Annotated in this window: 8 protein-coding genes and 1 riboswitch; of the genes, 1 reads left to right on the top strand and 7 read right to left on the bottom strand. The window is 65.3% G+C overall.

Annotated elements, in window-relative coordinates; genetic code table 11:
- Positions 1-7: 7 nt before the first annotated feature.
- From alaS to H9638_RS07045, 6 genes are all read right to left on the bottom strand, one after another.
- Positions 8-2701 (bottom strand): alanine--tRNA ligase, encoded by a 2694-nt coding sequence (gene alaS / locus H9638_RS07070; protein WP_191746513.1) that lies wholly within the window; start codon positions 2699-2701, stop codon positions 8-10.
- 61 nt (positions 2702-2762) lie between these two features.
- Complete coding sequence (locus H9638_RS07065; protein WP_191746512.1) at positions 2763-3017, bottom strand: hypothetical protein; 255 nt, start codon at positions 3015-3017, stop codon at positions 2763-2765.
- 37 nt (positions 3018-3054) lie between these two features.
- Positions 3055-3429 (bottom strand): DUF948 domain-containing protein, encoded by a 375-nt coding sequence (locus H9638_RS07060; protein ID WP_066297533.1) that lies wholly within the window; start codon positions 3427-3429, stop codon positions 3055-3057.
- 200 nt (positions 3430-3629) lie between these two features.
- Positions 3630-4256: a 30S ribosomal protein S4 gene (rpsD, locus tag H9638_RS07055; protein WP_191746511.1), complete on the bottom strand. Its 627-nt coding sequence runs from the start codon at positions 4254-4256 to the stop codon at positions 3630-3632.
- Between the two features lie 279 nt (positions 4257-4535).
- On the bottom strand, positions 4536-5936 hold the full coding sequence (locus H9638_RS07050; protein WP_191746510.1) for a replication-associated recombination protein A: 1401 nt from the start codon (positions 5934-5936) through the stop codon (positions 4536-4538).
- A 75-nt stretch (positions 5937-6011) separates the two neighbouring features.
- Entirely contained in the window at positions 6012-6848 is an 837-nt protein-coding gene (locus tag H9638_RS07045) for a PhzF family phenazine biosynthesis protein (RefSeq protein ID WP_191746509.1), read from the bottom strand.
- A 127-nt stretch (positions 6849-6975) separates the two neighbouring features.
- A riboswitch (SAM riboswitch) is annotated at positions 6976-7095 on the top strand.
- 48 nt (positions 7096-7143) lie between these two features.
- Here H9638_RS07045 and H9638_RS07040 point away from each other — a divergent pair.
- Positions 7144-7647, top strand: a complete 504-nt coding sequence (locus tag H9638_RS07040; protein ID WP_191746508.1) for a flavin reductase family protein — start codon at positions 7144-7146, stop codon at positions 7645-7647.
- A gap of 105 nt (positions 7648-7752) precedes the next feature.
- Here the strand turns inward: H9638_RS07040 and H9638_RS07035 are convergent, their stop codons facing one another.
- Positions 7753-10977, bottom strand: coding sequence for a M66 family metalloprotease (locus H9638_RS07035; protein ID WP_191746507.1), 3225 nt, complete (start codon positions 10975-10977; stop codon positions 7753-7755).
- Between the last annotated feature and the right edge of the window lie 543 nt (positions 10978-11520).

The raw sequence follows: 11520 nt of genomic DNA, 5'->3' as shown, positions 1-11520 counted from the left end.
AGCGGTGCTAAGCCCGGTTGGCCACCGCGGCACGGATGGCAGTCAGCGCCTCGGATACCTTGGAGGCGTCGGTTCCGCCGCCCTGGGCGACATCGTCCTTGCCGCCGCCGCCGCCGCCGAGGACTCCGGCGGCGGTTTTGACCAGCGCGCCGGCCTTGACGCCTGCGGCGCGGGCTGCCTCGTTGGTGGCCACGATCACCACCGGCCGTCCGTTGGCTGCGCCTGCGGCGGCAACGACAGCAGCTTCACTGCCGAGCCGGGAACGGAGGTCCAGCGCCAGGGTGCGCAGGTCGTCGGCCCCGGAAACGGTGCCGGCGTCGTGGGCCAGGAGACGGACGCCGTCAATATCCACGGCGGTGTTCACCAGGGCCGCAGCCGAGGCGGCCAGCTGCTCGCGGCGCAGGCGCTCCAGTTCCTTTTCAACCTGCTTGAGCTTGGCCAGTGTGGCGGCCACGCGCTCCGGCAGCTGCACCGAGGGAACCTTCAGCAGGTCGGACAGTTCGTTCACCAGGGCGCGCTCGGCGGCCAGGTGCCGGAAGGCATCCATCCCGACGAAGGCTTCAACACGGCGGTTGCCGGATCCGACCGACTGTTCGCCGAGCAGGGTCAGGCTGCCGATCCGGGACGTGGAATCAACGTGTGTGCCGCCGCAGAGCTCGCGGGACCAGTCGCCGTCGATCTCCACTACGCGGACCTGGTCACCGTAGGCTTCGCCGAACAGTGCCATGGCGCCCAGCGCCTTGGCCTCTGCCAGCGGCATGACCTTGGTCTCGACCTTGTGGTTGTTGCGGATCGCCAGGTTGGAGACCTCTTCGATTTCCGACTTCGCGGCATCGGACAGGCCTTCGCCCCAGGCGAAGTCGAACCGCAGGTAGCCTGCCTTGTTGAAGGAGCCGCGCTGCAGTGCCTCCGGGCCGAGGATCTGGTGGAGCGCGGCATGCACGATGTGCGTGCCGGAGTGCGCCTGCTCGGCGGCATGCCGCTGCTCGGCATCGACTGCAGCCATGGCCAGGGCGCCGGCGGAAATTTCACCCTCCCGCACGATCGCCTTGTGCACGGTCAGGCCCTTGACGGGGCGCTGGACATCGGACACCTCGAGTACGAAGCCGTCACCGGTGATCAGTCCGACGTCGGCTGCCTGGCCGCCTGCTTCGGCGTAGAACGGCGTCTCATTCAGCACCAGCTGGATTTCCGAGCCCGGGCCGGCGTGGGAGACGGATTCACCGTTGGAAATGATCCCGCGCACGGCTGATTCGGTGGTCAGCTCGTCATACCCGGTGAACACGGTCTGGCCGGCCTTGAGCAGTTCGTTGAAGACCGAGACATCGGAATGGCCGTGCTTCTTGCCGCGGGCATCAGCCTGGGCACGCTTGCGCTGTTCCTGCATCAGGGAGCGGAATCCGGCCTCGTCCACCTTGAGCCCGGCTTCTTCGGCCATTTCCAGGGTGAGGTCGATCGGGAAGCCGTAGGTGTCGTGGAGGGCGAAGGCGTCCTCGCCGGACAGCGGACGGCCAGCTGCCTTGGATTCCTTCACCGCGGCGTCGAGGCGCTCGGTGCCGGAGGCGATGGTGCGCAGGAACGCCTTTTCCTCGGCGTAGGCGATGCGGGAAATCCGGGCGAAGTCGGTTTCGACCTCGGGGTAGGTGCCCTTCATGGCGTCCCGTGAGACCGGCAGCAGTTCCGGCAGCACAGCGGTTTCGACGCCGAGCAGGCGCATGGCCCGTACGGCACGGCGGATCAGGCGGCGCAGCACGTAGCCGCGGCCCTCGTTGGACGGGGTCACGCCGTCGGAGATCAGCATCAGGGCGGACCGGATGTGGTCGCCTACAACACGCATCCGGACATCATCGGTGTGGTGCGGGTCCGAGGGATCTTCAGCGGAAGTGTATTCCTTGCCGGAGAGCTCAGCGGCCTTGTCCAGCACCGGACGGACCTGATCGGTCTCGTACATGTTTTCCACGCCCTGGAGGATCATCGCAAGGCGTTCCAGGCCGAGGCCGGTGTCGATGTTCTTCTGCGGCAGTTCGCCGGCAACGTCGAAGTCGGTCTTGGAGCGGACTGCGGAGAGCTGGTACTGCATAAAGACCAGGTTCCAGATTTCGATGTACCGGGTCTCGTCGACGGCAGGGCCGCCCTCCTGGCCGTAGGCCGGACCGCGGTCGTAGTAGATCTCGGAGCAGGGTCCGCCGGGACCGGCCTGGCCGGTGGTCCAGTAGTTGTCTTCCTTGCCGGTGCCGATGATCCGCTCATCCGGCACGCCGATCTTGTCCCGCCAGATGGCGCGGGCCTCGTCGTCGCGCTCATCGCCGTCCTGGTAGACAGTGACCCAGAGGCGTTCGGGATCCAGGCCGTAGCCGCCGTCCTCGACCGGGCTGGTGAGCAGCTCCCAGGCGAAGGTGATTGCCTCTTCCTTGAAGTAGTCGCCGAAGGAAAAGTTTCCGGCCATCTGGAAGAAGGTACCGTGTCGGGCGGTCTTGCCGACCTCTTCGATGTCGGCGGTGCGGATGCACTTCTGCACGCTGGTCGCGCGGTTGTACGGCGGTGTTTCCCGGGCGGTGAGGTACGGGATGAAGGGCACCATGCCGGCGACCGTGAACAGCAGCGACGGGTCATTGGAAACGAGCGACGCGGAGGGAACGACCGTGTGGCCCTTCCGGCTGAAGAAATCCAGCCAGCGGCGTGCAATCTCGTGGGACTTCATGGTGTTTCTTACCCTTCTGGTAAATCAGGCACGCGCAGGGCAGCTGCACGCGGGGGAAAAGTCAGCGGCGCGCAGCTGACATGGTGTCGGCGACGGTGTCAGTGGTTTCCAGCCCCAGGGCGGAGCGGAGCTCGCCCTCCCGCTGGTTCATGGCGTCGCGGAACGCGTCGGTGAAGTGGTGAACGGCGTCGGAGGCACTGCCAACGGCGCGGTTGAGCCCGGCGGGACCCAGCGTTTCCCTGGCCTCCGAAAGGCGGCGGACGGCGATGACGCCGATGGTGATGCCGATCGACATCCAAAACACACGCTTAATCATGGCTGCTCCTGTGGTGGGCTGTGTGGGGCGGTCAGGCCTAGCGGCTGCGGCGGCCGCGGCCGGCGGGCCGGCGGGCAGCCAGCGCTGTACGTACACCGTAGGTGAAAGCGGAGACCTTGATCAGCGGGGAGCCGACGGTAGCCGCGATCAGCGATGTCAGTGCCGAGACGTTCGCGGACGCATCGGAGACGTTCGAGGAAATGCCGTCCACCTTCTGCAGCTGCAGGTTGGTGGTGGAAACGGTGGTGGTCACTTCGTCGATCAACGGAGTGGTCTCGTCACTGAGGGTCTTGATGGATCCGCGAAGTTCATCGAAGACCTTCCCAAGTTTGATGATGGGTACGGCCAGCAGTGCAACCAGCACGGCAAATACACCGGCTGCGATCAGACCGGCGATATCTCCACCTGACATGGTTCTCCTTGGGATCGGTTCGAAGACATTTCCGCTATGTACCTTACCCATTCACGGGCCGGGACACTCACTCGCATGCTGCGGGACTGCGGTTGCGTCCAGCCCTGTGCGGCTGGAACAAACGAAACAGCCCGCGGCACGGGGGCCGCGGGCTGTTCCGGTTTCGCCTTGTGTCCCCGGGAACCGGGAACGCAGTCGAATTAGCGTGCGTAGTATTCCACCACGAGCTGCTCTTCGCAGGTCACGGGGATTTCCGAGCGCTTCGGGCGGCGAACCAGGCGGGCCTGCAGCTTGTCCAGGGAGACATCCAGGTAACCCGGAACAGCGGGCAGGACGTCGCGGTGGGCGCCGGCAGCGGCAACCTGGAACGGCGTCATGGTCTCGCTGCGCTGGTGCACATGGATGAGCTGGCCTTCGGACACGCGGAACGACGGGCGGTCCACGCGGGCGCCGTCAACCATGATGTGGCGGTGCACAACAAGCTGGCGGGCCTGGGCGATCGTCCGGGCGAAGCCGGCACGCAGCACGAGGGCGTCAAGACGCATCTCGAGAAGCTCGATCAGGTTTTCACCGGTCAGGCCGGCGGTGCGGCGGGCTTCTTCGAAGACACGGGTCATCTGTGCTTCGCGGATGCCGTACTGTGCACGCAGACGCTGCTTTTCACGCAGACGTACTGCGTAGTCGCTGTCCTGCTTGCGGCGGGCGCGGCCGTGCTCACCCGGGGGGTAAGGCCGACGCTCGAAGTACTTTGCTGCCTTGGGGGTCAAAGCAATGCCGAGGGCGCGCGAAGCGCGGGCCTGACGGCGTGCACGTGTTGAATTAGCCACGTTCACCTTTCACTGTTTTGGCGGTTTCGCTGCGTCTGCGCCGGGACAACCCGGCGTTTCCGCAGCTGATACGTAGTCACTGGCCTCCATTAGGGAGAGCTCCGGCCAACCGCTGCCTTCCGCTGCAACGCTGCTGTCCTGACACGCCTCTGACCTGCCGGGATGAACCGGCTGAAGCAGAATTGGAGTGTCCGGCAGAACGCTTGCCAGTCAACCATCAATCCTAGCATGGGCGGACCCGCCAGCCGCGGCACCGTGGCGAGGCTGGATTATTGCCCGTCACTGCCCGCGGATGATCCCGCGCAGGCGTTCCAGCCGCGCCGAAATATCCCGTTCGGCACCATTGGCGGTGGGCTTGTAGTAATCCTTGCCCACCAGGTCATCGGGGGCATACTGCTGCTTGGCGACGCCGTGCGGTTCGTCGTGCGAGTAGACGTAGCCTTTGCCGTGGCCCAGCTGTTTCGCCCCCGGGTAATGAGCGTCCCGCAGGTGGGCCGGCACCCCGGCGCCGTAGCCGGCCCGCACATCGGCTGTTGCAGCACCAATTGCCTTGTATGCGGCATTGGATTTGGGCGCCGTTGCTATGTGGACCACTGCTTCCGCCAGGATCAGGCGGCCCTCCGGCATGCCGATCATCTGCACCGCCTGGGCTGCGGCAACCGCCGTCTGCAGCGCCGTCGGGTCCGCCATGCCAACGTCCTCCGCTGCGGAAATCATCAGGCGCCGGGAGATGAAGCGCGGGTCCTCCCCCGCTTCGAGCATTTTCGCCAGGTAGTGCAGGGCGGCGTCGACGTCGGATCCCCGCAGTGACTTGATGAACGCGCTGGTGACGTCATAGTGCTGGTCCCCTGCCCGGTCATAACGCAGGGCGGCAACGTCCAGGGCCTGCTCGGCATGGGAAAGCAGGACGGTAGGCACCTCTTCGTCCGGGCCGCGCTCGGAATAAGCGACGCCGGCAGCGGCTTCCAGCGCGGTCAGTCCGCGGCGGGCGTCCCCGGCAGCGAGCCGGACCAGATGCTCCAGGGCCTCGTCGCTGAGTTTGATCCGTCCGGCGAGGCCACGCTCATCGGCTACGGCGCGGAGCAGAAGGTTGGAGATGTCCGCCTCGGTCAGCGGCTTCAGCGTCAGGAGCAGTGACCGGGAAAGCAGGGGCGAGACCACGGAAAAGGACGGATTCTCGGTGGTCGCGGCAATCAGCACCACCCAGCGGTTCTCCACGCCGGGCAGCAGGGCATCCTGCTGGGCCTTGTTGAACCGGTGGATTTCGTCCAGGAACAGTACTGTGGTCAGGCCGTGCAGGTCCCTGGCCGTCAGAGCATCGTCCATGACCCTCCGGACGTCCTTGACACCTGAGGTGATGGCGGAGAGTTCCACGAACTTCCGTCCCGATCCGCGGGCCACGACGTGGGCCAGGGTGGTCTTGCCGGTACCGGGAGGCCCCCAGAGCATGACGGATGAGGGTCCCGCCGGGCCGCTCTGCGGACTTTCGGCCAGGGTGCGCAGCGGGGAACCGGGTGCCAGCAGGTGCTGCTGGCCGACTACCTCATCGAGGCTGCGCGGACGCATCCGCACCGCCAGCGGACTGCGCGGACGTTTGCGCGCATTGTCGTCGTCGCGCTCCCCCGGGGCATCGACGTCATCGAGGTCCGCGTCCTCATCGCTGCTGAACAAGTCACTCACGGTCTCAAGGCTACCCGCGCCCTCCCCCTGCCCTTGCCGCCCGGGGTCCGGGCAGCCGGTTCCTCAGGGCAGCGCTCAGAGCGAAACCGATCCGTCGACGCAGGTCACGGACTCCCCGCCCACCCAGATCCGGCCTTCGCGCATAAAGACCCGAACCAGCCCGGACCGGTGGACCGCTGTGCCCTGCGTGACCGTGTAGCGCTCCCCGGCTAGGCCTTCTCCGATCAGCCACTGGGCCAGGCCGGCATTCAGGCTGCCGGTGACAGGATCCTCGGACACCCCCAGGCCGGGGGCAAAGGCACGTACCTCGAAGTCCGTTTCAGCAGTCTCAGGCTGTGGACCGATCACACCGACCCGCAGGCTGCCGAGCGCCGCGTGGTCCGGCCGCAGTGAAAGCACCGTCTCGGCGTCGGGGAGCAGCAGCCCCAGCCAGCCCGGACCGTTATCCACCCATTGGTGGCCGTTCACCTGGTTCGCCGTGAGGCCCAGTGCCGCGGTGACCCGGGCCAGGATGTCCTCTTCCACCGGTCCGGTGCGGATGAGCCGCGGCGCGGCGAAAGCCGCCAATCCGGCGTTAACCCGCAGCGGAACCAGGCCGATTCCGCACTCCTGAATGACCAGTCCCGGTCTCATCGGTGTGTTTCCGGCCTCGGTCCAGGCATGGCAGGTGCCAAGTGTCGGATGGCCGGCGAACGGGATCTCTCCCCCGGGCGTAAAGATCCGGACCCGGTAGTCGGCCTCGTCCTGCGTGGCAGGGAGCACGAACGTCGTCTCCGAGAGATTGGTCCAGCGCGCGAACTGGAGCATGGCTTCGTCGTCGAGGTCTTCACCGTCCAGCACCACCGCCAGCGGATTGCCCTGGTAGGGCCGGCTGCCAAAGACGTCTACCTGCTTGAACCAGCGTTGTCTCATGCGGACACTTTAGTGGTTTTCCCGGCGCCGGCCCGGCAGCCCGGTGGTTACGAAGTGTTGCGCATCCCCTGCTGCGTGTGACGCGGGTTTGCACCCACCCCTGCCCCGCCCCTAGATTGATGGGCAGAATCAAGAGTTCCAGCCACAGGCCCTGGCCGGTTGGACGGCAACCCTCTCGCCATAGCGGGGTGCTCCAGGTGACGATTCGGCCGTCCCGGTGGATCTCCCGGTGCGGCAAGTACAGCGTCCCCGTGCTGCTTCAGTGCAGTTGGGCGCATCAGGCAGAGGAAGTCCCATGGCCCTTGAAACCGATCTGCAGCCCAATGCACTCCGCCGGGCGTTCGGCCGTTTTCCCTCCGGAATCGCCGCTCTGTGCGCTGAAATTGGCGGCGTGCCGCAGGGCATCGTCGCTTCATCCTTCACCGTGGGAGTCTCCATGGAGCCTCCGCTGGTGATGTTTGCCGTCCAGAACACCTCACGGACCTGGCCGGTGCTGCGCTCTGCGCGGCGGATCGGCGTATCCGTTCTCGGGACGGGGCACGACGGCGTCTGCCGCCAGATTGCTTCCCGGGACGGCGACCGGTTCGCCGGCCTGGACCTGCACGAGGCCGGGGGCGCGCTCTTCCTGGACGACGCTGCCCTGTGGCTCGACTGCTCGATCGAAAACGAGGTGCCAGCCGGAGACCATGCCGTTGTGCTGCTGCGGGTCCACGGGTACTCCACGCATGAAGACGCCCATGAACCGCTGGTGTTCCACGGTTCGGCGTTCCGGAACCTCTCGGTTCCTGAGTTCGCATGACCCGCGCTGGGAACAGGCGGGCAGGGCCCAATAGTCAGGGTGCCCGTCCCGGCCGGGACGGGCACCCTCACTATTGCTTACGGGATCTAGCTGATATCTGCCGTGCTACGCGTCGAGGCCGAGGCTGAACAGGGTTGCGAGGCTGGCCGCCTTCAGGCTGGCCATCCCCGGATTGGCTGACACGGTGAGCCCTGTCCAGAGCTGGTTTGCCCCGTCGTTCTTCGAATACATGCCCACCAGTCCCTCGTCACGGTAGAAGTCGAGGTAGCTGGAGACCGCACTCTTAAGGTGACCGTCGGCCTCCGGAATCCACACCTGGGATGCATCGGCCGGCGAGCAGGCAGCAACGTTGACCGGCGTGCCGGGCACCAGGCACATATCCGGCCGGGCTTCGCTGTGGATCGCACCGCGCACGTCGATAAACCAGCGCTGGGCAGCGGTGTCGGCGCACCAGGTCTTGTATTTGGGGACAGTAACGCCAAGGTTGCCGCCCAGCACCAGACAGTGGCCATTGTTGACGAGCAGCCGTCCACCGGCGGGAAGGACCCGGGTGGAGCTTTCCGTGAAGCCGTTTGAGGACAGCAGCGAGGTGAGTTCCGCCGTGGCTGCCTTGTCCTTCGCGTCGAGTTTGGCCTGGTTGTCCTGGATAAACGTGTCGATCGCGGCGGTGGCGAAATTCAGTCCGGAAAGTGTCGCCAGGCTGCTGGCCTTCAGCGTGGCCATTCCCGGGTTTGAAGAGGCCGCCAGGCCCGTCCAGATCTGGTTGGCTCCGGATGTCCGGCCGTACATCCCGGCGATTCCCTGATGGCGGTGGAAGTCGAGATAATTCGACACCGCGCTCTTCAGGTGTCCGTCCGCCTCCGCGATCCACACCTGGGACGCCGCGGTTATTGCGCAGGATGCCACCTTCACCGGCGTTCCCGGTACCAGGCACAGGTCCGGGCGCGCTTCGCTGTGAACCGCCCCACGGGCGTCCATCACCCAGCGCTGGGCGGCGGTGTCGGCGCACAGTGTTTTGTCCTGCGGCACCGTGACACCTAAGTCCGGACCCAAGACCAGGCAATGACCGCCGTCGACTTGCAGCCGGCCACCGGCAGGGAGGACCTGGGTGGGGCTCTCGACGAGGCCGCGGGAAGACAGCAGCGCGAAGAGCTCCGCCGTGGCGGCCGCATCCTGGGTGTCAAGCTTGGCCTGATTGCGCTGGATGAAGGCATCAACCGAGTCGGCGGCCGCGGACTGTTCCTGGAGGGCTGCTGCCACGCCCTGGGCCACCGGGGTGAGTCCGCTCAGATCGTCTTTCCAGCTCTCCAGCAGGACCGTGCCGTCCGTGTCCAGCAGCGGGAGCTCCCGGTTGGCTGCCGCCTGAAGCTTCACCTCAAGTTCCGGGAGTTCGACGGCGCGCAGCGCTTCGTAGCCGGCGTCCTGGCCGATGACGACAGCCGGACGCAGCGGCTCCTGGTCCGGTGCGATGCTAATCGTGTTGCCGAGCTTCGTCGTAGTGCCGTTCACCCGGCAGTGGATGCTGGCACCGGTTGGCTTGTCGGCCTGGGAGAGGTTGATGTTGAACTGCTTGACGCCGTTGGTGGCCAGCAATGCGGTTTTGTCCACGCGTCCGTCCTGGAAGCTGATTTCCATCCAGCACCGGCGGGTGGAGTCCGTGGCCGCGGTCTCCGCCTGCGGAAGGTTGAAGACGTTCCCGTAGTTGCTCCGGAAGGCAGGGTAGAGCACTGTCTGCTCAGGTGTTCCAGGGTTGTACCCGCCGAGCAGGGTGTACACGGGAACTCCGATCTGGGAGGGCCGGGGCGCTGAGAAAGACGGCGTTTTGGCTTTCGCGTCGACGTATCCGCCGGCGGCGGAATCCCAGTCGCGGTAGCCGCTCGGATAGGCAAGATCCGGCACCACGGTCCGGAATGAGCGCTGGCTGATTTCAGCGCTGTAGCCGGTGAGGTGCGTGTAGCGGGAGAGGGTGCTGGAGTTGGCTCCCCCGGACATGGTGTCCCGGTGGTAGTTGTAGATGCCCTGGTAGTTCTGCGTGAAGTTGCCGGCACTCAAATCGAAGCCGGCGGCGGTAAAGGCCGTGTTCGCCGAGAGATTGGAACGCATCCGGTCCCGGTAGGCGATGTAGCCCCAGCCGCTCTCACTGTGATGGCTCGCATTGATCACCCGCTCATCGCCCTGCTTTGACGTGTCGACGCCGGGATAGTGCCCCAGGCCGTAGGAGTGCCCGAGCTCGTGGCTGAGCTCGTTCCCCACCGAGTCGTACAGGGTGGCCATGCCGTTGCCGCCGCTGAGGCCGTGGGTCTGCACGCCGTTGGCGTAGTTCCCGGCGGAGTGGTGGATGATCCGCTGGTTGAAGGTGCCCGGCTGCTTTTGGTCCATCGGTCCGCTGGTGGTGCCGAAGTTGGCGAGGTTGATACCGGTGCTCACCTGCGCCTTGCCGACGTTTTCGCGCAGGTCGCCGGAGTAGACGTCACCGTTGACGGCGCTCTTCTGGTCGTAGATCACTCCGGACGCCACAATCACCTTGTCGAGACGGACCGGTTCATAAATGGCCATTGTCAGTTTCGAGACCGGAATTGTCTGGAAATAGTCTGCTCCGGATTTCTCCGGTTCGTTGAACATGTAGTGGCCGTCTGACCTCGGGTAGTCCGTGAGCATGCCGAGCTCAATGGAGCTGATGATCATTTCGGCCGGAGCGGCGAACTCGATGCTGTTCGACCCTAGGACTCCGCTGCCAGTATCCGTTGCGAAGGTCAGTTCCAGGCCGGGTTTCATCCAATTCCACGGCAGCTCGGCTGTCCAGGCCGTCGATGAATAGGTGACATCCGGTCTGTTATTCGTGATATTCATATCCGACCGGGGAATATCGGACGGCGGGGCCAGTTCCAGCGTTCCCTGTGCTGCCCCGTTAACCGTGGCCGTGACACTTACCCGCGTGGCTCCGGAAAGCGGTGAGAAGAGAACCAGTGCAGCCCTGTCAGTGACCAGGGACGGCATTTTTGCCGCAGCGTTGCCGTTCGCGTTGATTGTATGGCTCTGGGCGAACTGCACCTGGCCTTCGAGATTTCCGGTGAGGTCGCTGCGGAGCTGCCGTGCGGTTCCGTCTGCCGATGTGTCATAAAAACCGGCGAGGGCTGGAGGAAGGGGGGTCGATGCCGCATTCGCGGTGAAGGATTCTCCTCCGCGTCCTTCTCCCGTCCGGGGTATGTCTGCGAACCCGGTGATGCCCAACACGAGGGCCGGTCCGACGGTTGCCGTGGCCAGCCGGGTCAGAAACGGGTATTTGTGGCTCTTACTGCGTCTCCTGATGGGCGGAGCGTTGCGCTGCATTCGTGTTCCTCGTCGGCCCGCGGTATATCGACGATGTGACTTATTGTCAGGTGCGGGCAGAAAACAATCGCCTTCTAAACCCTAGGATCGGCATTCCTCAGCTGGAATAGCGGGCACCTGAAAACGGCTCCAAAACCCGGAATTAATTCTGCGGTAAATACAAGCCTGCTTGCTTTTCTTTCTCGTGCGTAGCGGGATTGCGCAAAGTTCCGCGGAAATGCGGGAGACGCGCGCTGTTGCGGCTGCTCCCGTTGGGCTGGGACTGGCCCGTTTGGGGACAAACCGTTTGGGGACAATCCGTCCGCCGCGGGACAATCCTGCCGCGGCGCCGCGCAGGAAAGTCCCCTAACGGCAGGAATGTCCCACACTGGAGGAGAACCTCGCCGCGCCGGTCCCCGGCGGACAGCCAGGCGGCGTCCATGCCCTGGGAAGACCAGCCGCAGACGCGATCCAGCCGGAACCGAAGCCAGCACCGGTCTCCCTGAGTCTTCCTGCGTCCCCCTGAAGCCCGAAGCAGGCAAACACAGGACCACCGTCCCGAAA

This window comes from Arthrobacter pullicola (assembly GCF_014836875.1).
GTDB classification, from domain to species: Bacteria; Actinomycetota; Actinomycetes; order Actinomycetales; family Micrococcaceae; genus Arthrobacter_B; species Arthrobacter_B pullicola.
The sequence above is the reverse complement of the archived record's forward strand: the minus strand, read 5'-3'. Positions and strand labels throughout refer to the sequence as shown.